This is a genomic window from Candidatus Leptovillus gracilis, from assembly GCA_016716065.1.
Classification (GTDB): Bacteria; Chloroflexota; Anaerolineae; order Promineifilales; family Promineifilaceae; genus Leptovillus; species Leptovillus gracilis.
The window spans coordinates 432,889-449,904 of sequence record JADJXA010000002.1 but is presented as its reverse complement, the minus strand read 5'-3'; the positions used below and the strand labels follow the sequence as shown (position 1 = coordinate 449,904).

Sequence of the window (17,016 nt, the reverse complement as noted above, 5' to 3'; positions counted from 1 at the left end):
CGTTCCAAATTCATAGGTTGAGGCGATGCAAGAGGTTCAGACAGAGTCGCAGTTGTTTACGCTGCGGGTATGGCGGGAGGAGGTGGGTGGCGGCCGTTCAGAAATCCGCGGTACCCTCACCCATGTCCTCTCCGGCAAGGCCCATTACTTCCGCGATTGGGCCACCCTCATCCAATTAATCGAATCGTTTGTAGCTTCGGCCTCCCAATCACAATCGCCCTGAGACGGATTCTTTCCGGGCTAAAACAGTTAACAGGCGACCGTTGCTGTGGTTGCTATCGTTAAACCCCCACGCCCCATAACCCACCACCCGCTCCTTCCGCCCGGCCGTGTCGCCAGAGTTGCGCAAATCCAGCCGGTGGACGGTTAGATGGCGCATTTGCGCGGCCAGCAGCAACCCTTGAATGGGCCGCCGCCCACACGCCTGATCACGGCCGATGGCTGCGGGATTAAGCTGCTCAATGGCTTCGGCCGTAGCCGCGTCCATCCGCTGCGCCGTGGCATAATCATGGTAATGGCTCAGGTCAGAACTGATGACGATGAGCGTTTCCGGCCCGCCCCAGAGAAGGTCGAGTACGGCCGTTACCTCTTCCGCCCACACATCGCCCACCACCAACGGAACCAGCCTAAACGCCCCACCCACCACCACCTGCAAAAACGGCAGATGCACCTCCAGCCCATGCTCGCGGGCATGGGCGGCGGGCAATACTTGCACCGACGGCAGCGCCAGGATGCTGTCCAGCGCCGCCCAATCCAACAGCACTTCGCCCAACGGCGTGGCAAAGCTGTCGGCGTCGGGGGCGGCCAAGCCGTCGAAGGCCAGGGTGTGGGCTGGCCCCAGCAGCACAACGCGCTGCACCTGGCTGGCAAACTGCCGCAGCGCCGCATACGCCGCCGCGGCAGTCGGCCCAGAGTAGATGTACCCGGCGTGCGGGGCGATGATGGCTTTGGGCGCGGTCGGGAGCGGTGGGACGACGGCCGTGCCTACAAACTCCTCCACCATCCGGCGCAACTCATCTGGCCGGGCCGGGTAAAATGTACCGGCGACGGCCGGTTGGCGTACTGTGGTGATAACAACCTCCCTGGCAATTGGGGATTTCGGAGTGCGGAGTGAAATGTGCCGTTTGCCGTTCATTTTGCGCCAATCTACCTGTAGTATAATGAATTTTGTCGGGAACTGGCGACAGGTTACAAAACGCTTCTGAGCCTTTTGTAGGCTGCGAACTGGAGAAAGAGCATGAATGCACTCCTAAACGACACGATTTCAACCGTTTACTGGCACAAGCTGGCTGACGGCCGTATCCAATGCGACGTTTGCCCACGCGAATGTAAGTTACACAACGGGCAGCGCGGCCTGTGTTTTGTGCGCCTGGCCCAGGACGACCAGATTGTGCTGACGACTTACGGCCGTTCCAGCGGCTTTTGCATAGACCCCATCGAGAAAAAACCGCTCAACCACTTTTGTCCCGGCACGGCCGTTTTGTCTTTTGGCACGGCCGGCTGCAACCTGGCTTGCAAATTCTGCCAGAACTGGGACATCAGCAAATCGCGCGAATTTGACACGCTGGCCGATCAGGCCGCGCCGCAAACCATCGCCCGCGCCGCCCAAGAACTGGGCTGCCGCAGCGTCGCCTACACCTACAACGATCCCACCATCTTTCTGGAATATGCCATAGACGTGGCCCAGGCGTGCCACGAACGGGGCATTTATTCCGTGGCCGTGACGGCCGGTTACATCAACGAACCGGCGCGGCGCGACCTGTACCGCCACATGGACGCCGCCAACATAGATCTGAAAGGCTTTACCGAGAAGTTTTACCAGCAGTTGTGCGCCGGCAGCCTGTCACCGGTGTTGGATACCCTGCTATATCTGAGACATGAAACGGCCGTCTGGCTGGAGATCACCACTCTGCTCATTCCGGGGCAAAACGACAGCAATGCCGAGCTGGACGCGCTGACGCGCTGGGTGGTGGACGAACTAGGGCCAGACGTGCCGCTGCACTTCACCGCCTTTCACCCCGACTACAAAATGATGGACACCCCGCCCACCCCGCCGGCCACCCTGACCCGCGCCCGCCATATCGCCCAGGCCAACGGCGTGCGTTACGCCTACACCGGCAACGTCCACGATGGCGCGGGCGGCAGCACCTACTGCCACGCCTGCGGCGAAAAGCTGATCGGTCGGGATTGGTATGTGCTGAAAGAGTGGAATTTGGCTGGAGACGGCCGTTGCCGTTTCTGCCACACCCCCTGCGCCGGTCACTTCGACCCGCAGCCGGGGAAATGGGGGGCGCGCCGCCAGCCGGTGAGGATTTAGATTTGTCCAATCTCAGAAGATTGGACAAATCTGCGGACGCCAACTTGCAGTTTGATACACCCCAAGTCATTATGAAGATACAACATAAGCCAATCATCCACCAGCGAACATATCACGCGGGTCCAGGCGGGTGATGCCGTCAATCTGGTCGAAGTGACTGTCCGTGGAGATGATGTGGGTGAGCTGGTGCGTGTGCATAACGGCCGTATGTACCACATCCCGCGCTTTCACCCCTTTTGACGCATACTCAGCAAAGAGAGCAACGGCCGTTTTCATATCCTCAACCGTCACAGGCAGCATGTTGGGAATCAAATCCATGAGATTCTGCGCCAGTTGTACTCCCATTTGGGCCTGCCCTAAAGCTCCGTAACGATACAAGATTTCCTGAATGATTTCGGTACTAATGACGATTTCTAAACGGCCGTTGGCGATTTCCGTCAGCACCCAAACGCAAGATTCCTTATACAGATGCTCTTTACCAGCCGCGTACATTGGCACATTCACGTCCAAGAAGTAGGGTGCATCACTCATCTAGCGCCCCCTGCTCAATTTCTGCTTCCATTTGCGGCCAATCAGCGACCGGCGCGTCTAGCGCCAGCAAATTCGCCAGCGCCTGCTGCCGTTTTTGCGCGTCAACCCTCATCAGATACCGTTCGACAACCGCTTCACGAATCATGACGCTCAGTGGCTTTTGCTCGTTTTCGGCCAGTTCCATTAACTGATCATACTGCTCTTTGGTCAGGACTGTTTGTACCCGTTCTGTATAATTTGCCATTTTCATACTCCCGGCAAGATACTATCTCATAGTAGTATCAAAACGATACTACCGTTTAATCGTATTGTCAAGCGAACCAGACACAAAAAAACGGCCGTTCGCTCTAACAAACGGCCGTTTCACCCAACCTCAATGCAATCATCCACCAACGAACATATTACGTCAGGGCAAGATTAAGATCGTCACGAATCAGTGGAGTGACTTCTTCCTCAAGCTGGACCTCAATTTCGTCGCGCGTCTTTTCCAGGTCGTAAAGCGACTGCAAATTCATCCAGAGTTCTGCGGACGTGCCAAAGTAACGGCTCAGACGTAGAGCGGTATCGGCCGTAATCGCCCGCTGTCCATGAACAATTTCATTGATTTTACGCGGATAAACGTTCATTTCTTTTGCCAGCCGATACTGGCTGATGCCCAATGGCTTGAGGAAATCTTCGAGCAAAACTTCACCAGGATGTACCGGAGGAATTTTCTGTTGGGTCATCATTCACCTTTATTTGTGATAGTCCACAATTTCGACTTCATAAGCATCACCATCTAGCCATTCGAAGCAAACGCGCCACTGATCATTGATGCGAATACTGTACTGTCCTTGTCGATCACCTTGCAGCCTTTCCAACCGATTCGAGGGCGGGAGAAGCAAATCGTTCAAGTCTTTGGCTGAATGCAAAAAGGCCAATTTCCGATAAGCAGTTGATTGAATGTTTTGTGGAAGCCTGCGAGAAAAGAGACGATTAAACACCTTTTCCGCTTCTTTCGACTTGAAGGATTTAATCATACTAAATAATACCGCCGCACAGTAATACCGTCAAACGATGCACAAAGTCTCTAACCAGCTATCCAATCTCTAATCTCCAATCCCCCTCTTCCGGCAAATAAACAACCGCCGCAAACCAACCAGCGGCATCAGGGTGTTTTTCGTGCGCTCCTCAATCCAGTAGCCCAGGTTGATGAACCAGTCCGGGCCGGCCGGGATGAGGACGGTAGTTTCGCTGTGTTCGATGTGGAAACCGACGTCGCGGATCATGGATTGAAGACGGCCGTAGCCCAAAAAGCGGTGTGGCCCTTCCGAATGGTGTAGGCCGGTGATCGCCGCCAGGGCGTGCATCGGCTCCCAAAAGACGTTGGGCGTGCTGAGGATCAGTGCGCCGCCCGGTTTGGTGACACGCGAGAGTTCATGCAGCAGGTAGTATGGTTTGGAAAAATGCTCAATGCTTTCCAGACACAACGCAATATCGAATTCGCCGCTGGCAAAAGGCCAGTTATAGTCGGTGATGTGGACCCAGCGCACAGCTTGCAGCCCGGCGGCGTGCACCCGTTCCAGGCAAATTTTGCCCATCTCGCGGGAAACATCGGCGCAAACGGCCGTGCCCACCTTACCCGCCTTAAAAAACTCGGCCGTGCCATTGCCCGACCGCGCCTGAAAATCGAGAAAATGCGCCCCGTCCGGCAAATCGGCCAGACGCAGCGTATCGGTGAAGCGGCGGAAATAAGAGTCTGCGCCTTTGTTAATCTCGTCGTAATCGGCCGCCAGCCAATCGAAATACGCCTCCACGTCAGCCATCGCCCAATCGCGCTGCGTCCAATACTTCAATTCATCGCCTAGTTGTCTGATTGCTCTGTTCATGGTCAAAAACAAACTCCACGTTCGCCAGCCCCTTCCGCTTGGTCGGTTTGGACAAATCTTTCCAGGTTCTACGCAAGGTATTAAACAGCGGTCCCACCAGGCTGAGGGGCAGCACCTCGATGATTCGCCGCGCCAGCCGGGTGCGGCCTACCAGAAAAATACCGCTGATGACCACCTCCACCAGTTTGCGCGAGATGGGCACGGCCGTTGGCCGGTAGCCATACTCCGGGACCCGCCGCCCCCATTTACGCCGCCAATCCAGCCGGATGAACGCGCCGCGCTTCTTAAAGTCCAGCATGTGGCCGTGCATACTCAGGGCGTCGTCCAGGCTGGTTTCGTCCAGCACGAGCGCACCGTTGGCGGCCATTTCTTGCAGCAGCGCCTCGCCCTGCGCGGTGCGCGCCGCCACCACCGAGAAGCCCGCCCCTTGCGCCTCATAACGTGGATGCCAGGCGTCGCCGACCGAAATGTCGGTCAGTTCGTTGGTGAAATCTACCGACAGCAGGCTGCTGCGGGTGATGAAGAAGGGGATGAGGTAGTTGTAGTAAAACTTTTCGGCGCGGAAGATACGGCCGTCTTTCAGACGTATCAACAAATGGCCCGGCCACTCGCCCTCCCGGTACTTCAACTCAACAACTTCATCCAGCGAATGGACGCCTTGCGAACGCAAATAGCTGGCGATGGCTTCCAGGTACAAATTGGTCCCGGTGTACGGCCCCAGCACCAGAGCCACCTTCAACGCGCCGGGATGGCCCTGCCGCTGCAATTCGCGCAGCGCCGCCACCTGGTCCGGCAGGCCGACGTAGGCCAGACGGCCGTTAAACCCCGCCATCGCCGCCAGAATCTCATTCACCGGCACGGGCTGGTAGACGCTTTGCGCCGCCGCCAAAATTTGCGCCGGGCTGGTGGCGATGATGGGGCGGGCCAAGTAGGCTTTGGGCTGGCCTTGCTGCACGACGACGGCGCCCTGGATACGGCCGTTCTCCAACAAATACAACAACGTCTGCGTGATCACCCCGCCAGACGCGCCGCGCCGCCGCACCCCTTCATCACCGGCGTAGCCAATGAACACGCTCCGGTAGTTGCCCATCAACCCATTTTCCGGCTGGCCGCCAAAGACAAACTGGCGCAAGCCGGGGTAATCCACCCCCTTGCCCGGACAGGCAGCATAGGCCAGCGGCGGCAGGTGTACGTGCTGCCCACCGCGCACCGGCTGCGGCAGCGGGCCATCTGGCGTCTGAACCATCTGCAAATGCCCCCGCGCCAGCCCGACACAAGCGCCGCAGTGGGTACACAACCCGGCGTCCACCACCTCTGTTTGCAGCCTGCGCCACGTCTCGTTAACCGTTACAGCCAAACGTACCAACCTCCTCTACTCCCGATAATCATTTGGCATTCGCCGGTTAATCAGCTCCGCCAGCAGGCCGATGACAAACACCTGAAACGAGGTCATGACGATGACCAGCGTGCTGATGTCGGCGATTTGGCCGGTGACGAGCAGGGTCAGCGTGCCCCAGGCGATACCCAAAATTAGCAGCCACAGGCTGAGCGGCAGGAACAGCTTCAGCGGCGCAAAATAGAGGCCAATGCGCAAAACGAGCTGCATAAAATTGATGGTGTCGTGGATAGGGCGGATTTTCGATTGGCCCACCCGCGCAAAATAATCAATCGGCACATACAGCACCCGGTACTGGTTGGTCAACATCGCCAGGGTGATGGTGGTGGTGAAAGAAAATTGGTTGGGCAAGATATTAAAGAAGCGCATCACCACCTCGCGCCGGAAGACGCGCAGGCCGGAATTCAGGTCGGGGATGGGTTCATTGGCAACGTAGGCGGCCACGCGGCCCAGCGCCCATTTGGCCGGCCGCCGCACCAGCGGAATCTGCACGTTCGCGCCAATCCGCGCCCCAACCACCATGTCGTAGCCCTCATTGGTAAGCAGGTTAACAAGTTGGGGGATACGGCCGTTGGGATACGTGCCATCGGCGTCGGTGATGCAGATGATGTCGTACTGCGCCTGGCGGATGCCGGTTTTCAGCGCTGCGCCGTACCCCTTGTTCACCTGGTGGCGCAGGGCAATGACGGGGTATTGGGCAGCGATAACGGCCGTATCATCCTTCGACCCATCGTCCACCACAATCACCTCAAACGGGCCGCCCGCCTGGGCCATGTCCGCCAGCAGCGCCGTCAGCACTGGCCCCAGGCCATGCTCTTCGTTATAAGCCGGAATGACGATTGAAACAGGTTCCATAAAAGCCTTTACCTCAGTGCTATTGGTTCAATCTTCAAGATTGAACCAATCTGATACAAGCATAACGCACAGGGCAAGCAGCACAAAAAATCTGCATTCAGCCGCGCCCCGCTGCGTCCCAATCCCTTTGGCCCAAATCCGACCAGCGCAGGCCGGCCAACACCATGTAGACCGCGCCCAAAACAGTGCTGGACAGCCAGAAGGTGGTATGGACAACGACAGTATAGGCCGCCGCCAACGCCCCATCCACGCCCATAAACGTCAGGGTGGCGATGATCGGCAAATCGAACGTACCGACAAAACCGGGAGTAGACGGCAAAATTGTCGCCAGATTCACGATGCCATTGGTCAACATCAAGGCCACAAAGCTGACCTGGAACGGGAAGGCCAGCATCACAAACCAATACTTGGCCGTCTCCACCAGCCAGATGAGGACAGAGAGGAGGAGTACGGCCGTTACCCCCCGCCCACTCCTTAACGCCGCCAAGCCTTGCAAAAAACGGCCGCTCATACCCAACACACCCTCGCGCCAGCGCCCCGGCACAAACCGGTTCACCCCCCACACCACCACCCGCTGCGCCCGGTCGGGCTGCAAGGCCAGTCCCACAAACAGCGCCAGCAGGCCAAAAAACAACACGCTGGCCGAAACGACCAGCGCCTGCACCTGAATGCCGGGCAAATCCAGCAGCGGCAGCGCCACAAAAACCAGCGCCAGCACAGCCAACCCATCAAAGACCCTCTCCACCAACAGCGTCGCCAGCCCGCCGCTGACCGGCACGCCTTCCCAGCGGTTTAGCGCCAGCACCCGCAGCAGTTCGCCAATGCGGAAGGGGTAGATATTGTTGCCCAGGTAGCCCAGAACCACCACCCCGGACAAGCGCCGCCAGGCGATCTGTTTGACGGGCGCAATCACCACCTGCCAACGCCAGGCGCGCAGGCCAATGGTGACAAAATAGGCCAGCACAGTCGGCAGCAGCCAGATGTAATTAGCCCCGCGCAGGTTTGCCACCACCTCGCCCAGGTGCAGGTTGCGCAGCGCCAACCACAGAAACACAAAGCTGATGAGCAGCCCCAGGCCAAACTGCCATTGTTTGCTGCGCCGGTTGTGGAAGGGCAGCGACTGCTGCCGTTCATCGTCCATACCCAAATCTCCAGTCCCCAATCATATGCCGAACAAACACCAACACCAACATGACCATTGTTTCATTCACGGCCGTTTTAGCGCACTTTTTATAGACAAGACGCCTCGCTCACTGGCATAATGTCAACATAGCTGGCAGTGGGCAGCGGGCAGCGCGTTCGATTCTGCCCGCCACGCTCTGCACGCCAAAGGAGCCAATTATGCGTCACTTTTTGTTTATTCTCAGTTTGCCGCTTTTGCTCTTGTCCGGTCTGCTGTTGACGCTGCATCTTCACCCCAACCCCACCCAGGCTGCCGCCAACGATCTGGAACCACGCTCCTACCTGCCTGTTGTGGCCTACATCGTCTCCCCGCCACCGCCGCCACCAGGCGCGCCCTGGATCGAGACCGGCGTTATCACCATTCAAGCCTACCAATATGACCATCCCGACTGCCTCATCGCCACCCTGCCCGGCGACTTTGTCTATCCCTACCCACGCCTGAACCACGACTGTGTTTTCCAGAAACCGCTGATGACGCGGGAATTTCGGGCGATTACGCTACATAATGATTACACGGCCGTCACCGTGCTGCCAGAATTAGGCGGCCGTCTCTACCGTTGGCTGGATAAAACCACCGGGCGGCAGCTTTTGTACAACAACCCCGTCCTCAAACCCACCGCCTGGGGAAATCGCGGCTGGTGGCTGGCGGCCGGCGGCATCGAATGGGCCTTTCCCACCGACGAACATGGCCTGAACGAATACCGACCCTGGCTGGCGCAAACGGCCGTCTTCTCGCAAACCGTCACCATCACCGTCAGCGACGTGGAAGACCAGACCGGCATGACTGTCGGCGTTACCCTGGCGCTGGACGCCGACCACAGCTACCTCACCCTCCAGCCCTGGGTGGTCAACAACACCGCCAACGCCCACAGTTACCAATACTGGCTCAACGCGATGATCGCCCCGGACGACAACCACGCCACCGACGCCATCGAATTTGTCTTGCCAACCGCCGAAATTGTCATCCACTCCACCGGCGACCCGCAAATTCCCGGCGAACACAGCCTGATAAGCTGGCCGGAGTATAACGGCCGTTTCCTCAACCAATACGCCACCTGGAACGGTTGGATTGGCTTCTTCGCCCCGGCCATCCAGTCCAATTACAGCGGCGTCTACGACCATCACATGAATCAGGGCCTCCTGCGCATCGCCGACCGGGTGGTCATCCCTGGCCACAAATTCTTCGGCCCAGACACGCTGGGACCTGGCCTGTGGACCGACGACGACAGCACCTATGTGGAGATGTGGAGCAGCGGCGTCACCGCCGATTTCTGGACCTATACCACCCTGGACGCCGGGCAGAGTGTCCAATGGACCGAGCATTGGTATCCGGTCAGCGGCATCGCTGGCCTGGCGGCAGCCAACGAGCAGGGCGCGCTTCGTCTGGCGGAAACGTGGCAGGGGGTGGAGATGGCGGTGGCGGTAACGGCCGTCACCCCCAGTACAGTCCAGCTTTATGTCAACGGCAATATGGTTCAGGAATGGCCGGTGCAACTGGTTCCCGGACCGGCCTGGCAGACGGTGGGACAGCGGCCGTCGGGCATGTCTGGGCCATTGGGCCTGCGATTGATAGACCACAATGGCGGGGTACTGCTAACCACCGGCGTCACGCCGTAAAAATAAGGCGGGTCAGGTCTATTTTTCGTTTTGGTTTTGGCCTGATTTATGCTACTATCTTTCTGGTTATGTGAAGCAAACAGATATTTCCGCGTCAGGGCGAACCAACCGCCAGATACGCACCCATTCGGAGAGCAAGGATATGAGCAACCAGGACCCAACCCGCGCCCAAATGCTTGGCAGTCTAATCCGCGACGCCCGCTTGTACGCCGGCCGTGAACCCGAAGAAACGGCCGTTGTGCTGAGCCTGACGCCGGAAACCTATGCCCAAATTGAGACGGGCGAATACGCCACGTCGCTGCCAGAGTTGGAAGTGCTGGCTCTGTTCCTCAAAGTGCCGATGGGCTATTTTTGGGGACGTGACGAACTGGTGACGCCGCGGCCGGTGGATTACCAGAGCCTGATAGCGATTCGCCACCGTGTCATTGGCGTCATGCTGCGCCAACTACGCCTTCAGGCGCGCCAGACGCAAAAAGATTTCGCCGCCATGCTGGGTCTGGACGAAGCAGCCATTGCTGCTTATGAAACAGGGGCGACGGCCGTTCCCTACCTCCATCTGGAGCAAATCAGCCGCCACCTCAACGTGCCCATCACCTATTTCGTAGATGATCAGCATGGCCCCCTGGGCCGCCACGAGGCGGAGCAGCGCCTGCAAAAGATATTCAGCGAGTTAGGCCCGGACATGCAAGCCTTTCTCACCAATCCTACCAACGTCACCTACATGCAAACGGCCAAAATCCTCAGCGAGATGGACGTGCAGCGGCTGCGACAGGTCGCCGAAAGCATTCTGGACATTACGTTTTAATCCGGCAGGCAAACCCTCATGAACAACACAACAGCCAACTACCTGAAAGAAGAAGGGTTGCAGCAGTTTCAGCGCGGCGAATATGATGCGGCGCTAACGACATTTGCAACGGCCGTTACCGCCTACGCCGCCATCGAAGACCACACCGGCCAGACGGAAATGTACAACAACATCGGCGTCATCCACCGCCTGCGCGGCCAATACGACGACGCGCTGCAAGCCTTTGAGAATGCCCAAACCCACTGTCAGGCGGCCGGCGATGACAACCGCCGCGCCCAAATCTTGGGCAATCTGGGCGACCTCTACAGCAACCAGGGCAGCCGCGACCAGGCCGCCCGCAGCTACAGCGACGCCGCCGCCCTCTTCGCCCAAACTGGCGACCACGCCAAACAAAGCCAGGTCCTACGCGCCCTCAGCCTGATGCAGTTACGCCAGGGGCAGTGGCTGGCCGCCATGATGCGCATGGAAGAAAGCCTCAGCGTCAACCCCCGCCGCGGCGTCTTTGGCGGCCTTTTCCTCAGCATGATCCGCTTTGCCCTCAAGCTGTTTGGCGAGTAGACCGCCCAGTCGCAAACAAACAAAAAAGGGCGACCTGTTCATTCAGGTCGCCCTCTTTGATTCTAGCGAAAGGTCGCCCGTTTTACGCCTGGCGGCGGCGCACCACGAAGATGGTTGCCGCGCCCAACATCACGGCCGCAGCGGCAGCAGCATAAGGCAGCGGGCTGCTAGAACCGCCGCCAATCCCGCTCAGGCTTACCGCCAGCGGACCAGTGCCGGTGCGCACATCCCGCGAAATGTACAATGGCAGCGCGTTCTGGGTATAAGTCAGTTCGCCAAATGTCTGCGGCGTTCCGTTTGGGCCTCCGGAGCAATTGCCAGAAAGTTGGCATTCAAAGTCTATAATGAGTTCAATTACCTGGCCGGGCAAAGGCGACACACAACCGCCAACGCCAGTACAAAGCGTCCCGGTGCCATGCGGTATGCTGACCTGACCATTGGCGTTTAGTTCACCGGTACCCGCAATGGTACCGGTTGTCTGATTCACCAGATAGACATCACCACCCCACACCCAGGGTTGTATTGTCACACTGTCGCGCACAATCACGTTTGCGCCGGTATAGGCCGCGGCGGGCTGCGGGACAAATAGTCCGGCAGCAATAAAACAAATCGCAAAAAGAACGGCAATCCACTTATTTTTCATGATACTACTCCTTGTTCGCTGTCAAGATATTAATAAATGATACGTGTCCAATTCAGGTGATGAAAAATTGTCCACATGATTATTGCTTCCAGATGGCAGACACATGAGGAAAGAATAAGAACTGTTCTTATTGTGGTTCAAACCAGGGGTTTTAGTATAGTACCGCAGTACCAATACAGGTTAAAATTCGGTTATGTTTTTACAGCAGATAAGTAAAAGGAGTGAACGACATGTTACAAATTGGTGATGCTGCCCCAGATTTTGAATTGGTGTCAGCCGAAAACAAGTCTATGAAATTGTCTGATTTTCGTGGGCAGCGGGTAGTGCTGTTCTTTTACCCCAAGGCGGCTACACCCGGCTGCACCACCCAGGCGTGTGGCTTCCGCGATAACTACGCCACCATTAGCGACCACAATGCCACAGTCATCGGCATCAGCCCCGATGAACCGGCGGCATTGGCAAAGTGGCAGGCCGAGGAGCATTTCCCCTACCCGTTGTTGTCCGACCCAGACCACGCGGTGGCCGAGGCGTATGGGGTGTGGGGTGAACGGAAGATGTACGGCCGTGCCTACATGGGCATCATCCGCAGCCATTTCCTCATTGACGAGGCCGGTAAGTTGGCCGACATCCAGCTAAAAATCAGCCCGCAAGACAGCGTGGCGCAAGCGCTGAAAGCATTGTAAGCCCCCGGGGATTGCGGCGCGGTTCGCCTCAATCCCCCACAATAATCTCGGCCGACAAAGGGAAAGCGTCGTTGGGGAAGGCCGCGCCGCTGGCGTCAACGGCCGTTACCCTCCCCCCGCCGCTACCTTCATAAAAGCCCACCAGCAGGCTGTACGCTCCGGGCGGCAGTTGGCTCAGGTTTAGCCGCACCACGTCGGTCACAATCTCGCCCGCCAGCCATTGGCCGGTGGGATACGTGCCGTACAGCGGGAAGCCGTCGCTTTGCGCCAGCGGCGACTGGCTGGCGGCCGGATCAACCAGGTGGACAAAGCGCATATAGTCGGTCTGGCCGTCGCCCAGCGCCTGCCAATACAGCGTCAGCGTCAACACGTCCCCTTGCTGCGCCGCCGTATAACCGGCCAGGGCGATGGCGTCGCCAAACACGGCCGTTTCCCCCACCACCCCATCTGGCAGCACAAACGACGGCGCGATTGGCCCAAACACCCGGCCGGCCTCGGCAGCGACCAGCGCCCCCAAACGCCGCGTCAAGACGGCCGTTTCTGGCGCGCCCACCTCATAAACCTGTATCAATAAGGGATAGGGGCCGGCCGCCGGGTCCAATTGCGGCAGCGACAGCGCCAGCCAATCATGTACCCACTGGCCGGCCGGCCAACCGCTGCTGGGCAAAAAGCCAAAACCTGGCTGTGTATCCAACTGTCGCCGCCAGACGCCCTGGGCATCTGTCAGGCGCAGCGAGACGTTGTAATTATGGCTCAACGGCCGTGCCGTCCACCACGCCAGGCGCATATCCAAAATCGGCGCATCCGCCCGCACCGCCGCCTCTATCACCCGCACATCCAACTCCCCTCTGCTCCCCTGCTCCTGGGCGTTAGAATCGGCCGTCAGGCGCAGCGGCCGCAAAAACAAATCGCCCCGCGCCAGGCCCACGGCCGTTTCCGCGCCATACCCGGCCACCACCAGACGCGGCGCCACCAGGCCAGGGGGGGCATCGGCGGGGATGGGCAAGACAAAATGCATCACCGGGGCCAGCGGCTGCGTCGCTGTGGCGATGGGAGATGGCTCGACCTCGGCCAGCAGCGACGGCCGGGTAATGGCCGGGCTAAACAAGGCCAGACTTACCGGCTGCCCGGCCGCCTCGCCGATTCCCGTCCAGGTCAGGCTGATGGTCAAGCTCCTGCCGGGCAGCATCTCTTCGTGGCTGTACGAATAGCTGTCCAGCGCCAATCCATCGGCGAATAAAACGCCAGCGGGCGCGTGGTGCAAATAAGCCATCTGGGCAAAATCCCAGTTCAGGCTGCCCGGCGAGAGCGCTGGCTCAGGCCAGAGGCGCGCGCTGATCCCGGCCCCGGCCAAAACCAACAACACGGCCGTCAGCCCCCAGCCCACCCGCGCCCAACGGCGCGGCCACAGCAGCCACAACGTCAGCAGCACGGCCGTCACCGAGAGCCATTCTGCCGCCGTCTGCACCGGCGTGCGCCCCAGGCGCAGGGTGATGGTATGCTCACCCGGCGGCGCAGTGATTTGCAGCAGCCCCGACCCGGCGGCCGGTCCAACGGCCGTCGCCACCCCATCCACCGCCGCCGCCCAGCCCGGCCAATACATCGTCGGGAAGACCAGAACAGCGCCACCGGCCGTCTCCACCTGCCATACCTGCCGCGCTGCCCGCCGCTGCAACAGCGATACGACGGCCATGCCATCCAACACCTGCACCCTGTCCCGGTCGCCGTCGTTCAGCCAGGGGCTGGTGGTGGGGCGCGGCTGCACGGCCGTATACAGATATTCGGCGCTGACAGTGCTGCCGATGTTGCCGGTATACCACTCGTACTGCGCCAGACTTTCGGCCGTCACATCGGCGTCGGTGATGGGCAGGTAATCGGGGCGCAGCCCACCCAGCGCCGCGCCAATCAGCAGCAGCGCCGCCAACGGCGCGATGAACTGCCGCCCCGGCAGTTGGGCCAACGCCGCCGCTGCCAGCGCCCCGGCCAACGCCTGCACCGACAAAAAGCGCCAGGGAAACTGGGTAAAATCGAGCAGGGGCAGATGTTCCCACAACGGCCGTGACAGCGGTGTGATCATCAACGTCGCCACCACAAAGGTCAGTCCAATAAAAAGCAACGGCGCGCCCCACATCTCCGCTGCCTCCTTTTGTCCCTTTGTCCCTTTGTTCCTTGGTATAAAAAGAAGGGCGGCTACACCGGCGACGGCCGTTACCGCCTGCACCAGCCCCATGCGAAACGCCCCGCCGCCATCTACCCCATAATCAAACAACCAGGAAGCCTGCACCAAATCCAACCCGCGAAAATGATTGCTGAAATGAAAATACCCCTCTGTCACCGGGCCAAGCTGCGCCCAGCCCTTCTCCGCCAGCGCTGGCACAAAAAACCAGGCCGAAAGAGCGAAGGCCAACAATAAACCGGCGAGGGCAGTTTGAATGGTGAATGGTGAATGGTGAATGGTGAATGGTGAATGAGGGGAAGCACGGCGCACCAGTAAAAGCAGAAGGTAAAGGAGCAGGAAAGGGGAAAAAATCAGCGCCGAGATATTGTGACTCAAAATCAGCCCGGCGTAGGCCAGGGCCAACAGCGCCACGCGCCGCTTCCACGCGCTTCCACCCGAAATCCGAAAATCATCCGCCGCCAGCAGTACCAGCGGATAAAAAGCCATGGCCCAAAATTCGGCCAGCGAATCGCCGCGGACGTAGACGTTGACCATGTGAAAGGGGGCGGTGGTGTAGGCCACGGCCGCCAACAGCCCGGCCCAATCGGAGTGAAACCAACGCCTGGCCAGGCTAAAGGTGGCCCAGGCAGCGACGATAAAACCGGCAAGCTGCGCCAGTTGGATAGCCTGAATGTAACGAAAGCCGAGGAAGCGAAAAACGGCCGTCACATAAAGCGACAACGGCGCGTAAAAATTGTAAAAGGGATAGCCGTAGCCATAATTGGCGTCTGGCATCCAGCGCGCCGGAAAATGGCCGTCGCGCAGCGCCGCTTCCAACTGCTGCAGCCGCTGCAACAAAAAGGGGCTGTCGCCGCCGCCGCGTGTATTGACCAGACCCGGCCCAGACAGCAGCGGCCAGGCGGCCAACAGCGCCACCGCCAGGGCGGCGATCAGATAAAGATGGGAAGCGTTGCGGGGAAATCGTTTGGTGGACAATCTGGCAGCGTGGGCGGGTGACGGCCGTGCCTACGCCATCACCCGCCCACCAGAACAATTAACCTGTCTGACGACGCAGCAGCACGAACAATACCGCCCCCAACAACACAACGGCCGTCACCAACATCGCAATTCCGGCAATCGCCAGACCACTGATGCCGCCCGATGGGCTGCCGGCCGATGAAGACGAGTCGGTATCAGTCTGACCGCCAATCGGCGTTGGCGAAACGGCCGCTATTTCGCTCGTTGGCGTCACTTCCACACGGATGCGGCTGCCAAAAGCAATGCCATAGGGCTGCCCCACCTGCACTTCCAGGTCGGCGTAATCTATGGTTGTTGGCTCCAGGCGCGGCGGCAAAACCTGCCGGATCTGGTAGCGGTCGGGTGGCAGCCCTTCCTGGCAAACCGGCGTCTCTGTGCCAGTGGAGATAGCCTGCCCCACAATCGCGGTGGCATTGGCGATGGTAAACGTCACCCCGGCCATATAGCCTTCATTGGGGTCTTGCACGCCGTTGCCGTTTTCATCATTAAACGCATTGACGCAGATGGTCGCGCCGGGCGGTGTTTCTGTGGGCGTTTCCGTGGGAATGGGGGTAGAGGTGGCCGGCACAGCTGGGGTGTCGGTGGGCGGCGGCGGCACGGGCGTATTGGTCGCCTGCGGCACAACCACTACCGGCGGCGAGGTGGGCTGTGGGGGCGGCGTATTGGTCGCCGCTGGGCCTTGCGCCACCAACTCGGCCGTATCGAACCAGACGTCCAGATGGGTGCGGCATTGGAACGTACCTGCCCGCACCCAATTGGCGGCCGTATAAACGGTGATCTGATTGCCGGTCGCCGTCGCCTCCACCGATACCTGCTGCCATTGATCATGCGGGCTGGCGGCTGCGCCCCAGACCACGTCGCTTTCGTACCAGAGGCCGCTGCCGTTGGGGTCAATGCCGGCGCGCACGCCCATTTGCAGACTGGTATCCGACGGCGCAGGGAATTGATCGTTGCTGCCCCGGCCGCGAGCGAAGAAGGTGAAGCGGTAGGTCGTGCCTGGCGTGGCCGGGACATTTTGCCAGACGCCGGCGTGCCAGGTGTCGAACATATTGCCTACCTGCTGCGACGCCCCGCCGCTGTGGATCAGCGCCGAGTTGGTTTCCGCGCCCCATTTAGGCAAGACGTAATAACCGGCAGTGCAGTCCCGGTTCGCCAGCTGCGCTTCCGTGCTGTTTTGATGCCAGCGGTTCCAATCTACCGCGTTACCATCGGCGCCAAAAGGCTGCTCGAAACCGGGGTTTCTGAGCAGATTGGTTTGCTGCGCTGGGGCGGCTGCGCCGGGCACGGCCGTTATCAATATCGTCACGAGTAGGGCTAAAAGCCCGGTCAATACAAAAAGATTTTTCATATCAGTACCTCTAATTA

The 17,016-nt window shown here is 59.3% G+C and carries 18 protein-coding genes; 6 read left to right on the top strand and 12 right to left on the bottom strand.

Annotated features, from left to right (window positions below; translation table 11 throughout):
- Positions 1 to 25 precede the first annotated feature (25 nt).
- Positions 26 to 223, top strand: a complete 198-nt coding sequence (locus IPM39_06320) for a hypothetical protein (protein ID MBK8985683.1) — start codon at positions 26 to 28, stop codon at positions 221 to 223.
- Here the strand turns inward: IPM39_06320 and amrB are convergent.
- Entirely contained in the window at positions 209 to 1,135 is a 927-nt protein-coding gene (gene amrB, locus IPM39_06315; protein MBK8985682.1) for an AmmeMemoRadiSam system protein B, read from the bottom strand. The two genes, IPM39_06320 and amrB, sit on opposite strands and share 15 nt — an antisense overlap.
- 102 nt (positions 1,136 to 1,237) lie before the next feature.
- On the opposite strand from amrB, the gene amrS reads away from it, so the two are divergent.
- A complete protein-coding gene (amrS, locus tag IPM39_06310; GenBank protein MBK8985681.1) occupies positions 1,238 to 2,317 on the top strand; it encodes an AmmeMemoRadiSam system radical SAM enzyme in 1,080 nt (359 codons plus the stop codon).
- Positions 2,318 to 2,410: 93 nt separating this feature from the next.
- On the opposite strand, the gene IPM39_06305 is transcribed toward amrS, so the two are convergent.
- From IPM39_06305 to IPM39_06270, 8 genes are all read right to left on the bottom strand, one after another.
- Positions 2,411 to 2,848: a type II toxin-antitoxin system VapC family toxin gene (locus IPM39_06305; GenBank protein ID MBK8985680.1), complete on the bottom strand. Its 438-nt coding sequence runs from the start codon at positions 2,846 to 2,848 to the stop codon at positions 2,411 to 2,413.
- Positions 2,841 to 3,092, bottom strand: a complete 252-nt coding sequence (locus IPM39_06300; GenBank protein MBK8985679.1) for a hypothetical protein — start codon at positions 3,090 to 3,092, stop codon at positions 2,841 to 2,843. The genes IPM39_06305 and IPM39_06300 overlap by 8 nt, the downstream gene beginning before the upstream one ends.
- A 157-nt stretch (positions 3,093 to 3,249) precedes the next feature.
- Positions 3,250 to 3,573, bottom strand: a complete 324-nt coding sequence (locus IPM39_06295) for a HigA family addiction module antidote protein (protein MBK8985678.1) — start codon at positions 3,571 to 3,573, stop codon at positions 3,250 to 3,252.
- Between the two features lie 9 nt (positions 3,574 to 3,582).
- Positions 3,583 to 3,867: a type II toxin-antitoxin system RelE/ParE family toxin gene (locus IPM39_06290; GenBank protein MBK8985677.1), complete on the bottom strand. Its 285-nt coding sequence runs from the start codon at positions 3,865 to 3,867 to the stop codon at positions 3,583 to 3,585.
- A gap of 69 nt (positions 3,868 to 3,936) precedes the next feature.
- Entirely contained in the window at positions 3,937 to 4,716 is a 780-nt protein-coding gene (locus tag IPM39_06285) for a methyltransferase domain-containing protein (protein ID MBK8985676.1), read from the bottom strand.
- The gene (locus tag IPM39_06280) at positions 4,685 to 6,073 is read right to left on the bottom strand and encodes a Coenzyme F420 hydrogenase/dehydrogenase, beta subunit C-terminal domain (GenBank protein MBK8985675.1); all 1,389 of its coding nucleotides are present in this window, start codon (positions 6,071 to 6,073) and stop codon (positions 4,685 to 4,687) included. The genes IPM39_06285 and IPM39_06280 overlap by 32 nt, the downstream gene beginning before the upstream one ends.
- Before the next feature lie 15 nt (positions 6,074 to 6,088).
- Positions 6,089 to 6,967, bottom strand: a complete 879-nt coding sequence (locus IPM39_06275; GenBank protein ID MBK8985674.1) for a glycosyltransferase family 2 protein — start codon at positions 6,965 to 6,967, stop codon at positions 6,089 to 6,091.
- A gap of 97 nt (positions 6,968 to 7,064) precedes the next feature.
- Positions 7,065 to 8,108, bottom strand: coding sequence for a flippase-like domain-containing protein (locus IPM39_06270; GenBank protein ID MBK8985673.1), 1,044 nt, complete (start codon positions 8,106 to 8,108; stop codon positions 7,065 to 7,067).
- A 200-nt stretch (positions 8,109 to 8,308) separates the two neighbouring features.
- Between IPM39_06270 and IPM39_06265 the strand changes: the two genes are divergently transcribed.
- From IPM39_06265 to IPM39_06255, 3 genes are all read left to right on the top strand, one after another.
- Positions 8,309 to 9,766 carry a DUF5107 domain-containing protein gene (locus IPM39_06265; protein ID MBK8985672.1) on the top strand — a complete coding sequence of 486 codons (1,458 nt, stop codon included), beginning with the start codon at positions 8,309 to 8,311 and terminating at the stop codon, positions 9,764 to 9,766.
- Positions 9,767 to 9,908: 142 nt separating this feature from the next.
- The gene (locus IPM39_06260; protein ID MBK8985671.1) at positions 9,909 to 10,571 is read left to right on the top strand and encodes a helix-turn-helix transcriptional regulator; all 663 of its coding nucleotides are present in this window, start codon (positions 9,909 to 9,911) and stop codon (positions 10,569 to 10,571) included.
- Positions 10,572 to 10,589: 18 nt separating this feature from the next.
- Positions 10,590 to 11,129: a tetratricopeptide repeat protein gene (locus IPM39_06255; GenBank protein ID MBK8985670.1), complete on the top strand. Its 540-nt coding sequence runs from the start codon at positions 10,590 to 10,592 to the stop codon at positions 11,127 to 11,129.
- 82 nt (positions 11,130 to 11,211) lie between these two features.
- Here IPM39_06255 and IPM39_06250 read toward each other — a convergent pair whose 3' ends face one another.
- The gene (locus tag IPM39_06250) at positions 11,212 to 11,772 is read right to left on the bottom strand and encodes a hypothetical protein (protein MBK8985669.1); all 561 of its coding nucleotides are present in this window, start codon (positions 11,770 to 11,772) and stop codon (positions 11,212 to 11,214) included.
- Positions 11,773 to 12,002: 230 nt separating this feature from the next.
- Here IPM39_06250 and bcp point away from each other — a divergent pair, with 230 nt between their 5' ends.
- Entirely contained in the window at positions 12,003 to 12,455 is a 453-nt protein-coding gene (gene bcp / locus IPM39_06245; protein MBK8985668.1) for a thioredoxin-dependent thiol peroxidase, read from the top strand.
- A 28-nt stretch (positions 12,456 to 12,483) separates the two neighbouring features.
- Here bcp and IPM39_06240 read toward each other — a convergent pair whose 3' ends face one another.
- Entirely contained in the window at positions 12,484 to 15,609 is a 3,126-nt protein-coding gene (locus IPM39_06240; GenBank protein ID MBK8985667.1) for a hypothetical protein, read from the bottom strand.
- 58 nt (positions 15,610 to 15,667) lie between these two features.
- Positions 15,668 to 16,999, bottom strand: a complete 1,332-nt coding sequence (locus IPM39_06235) for a hypothetical protein (protein MBK8985666.1) — start codon at positions 16,997 to 16,999, stop codon at positions 15,668 to 15,670.
- Between the last annotated feature and the right edge of the window lie 17 nt (positions 17,000 to 17,016).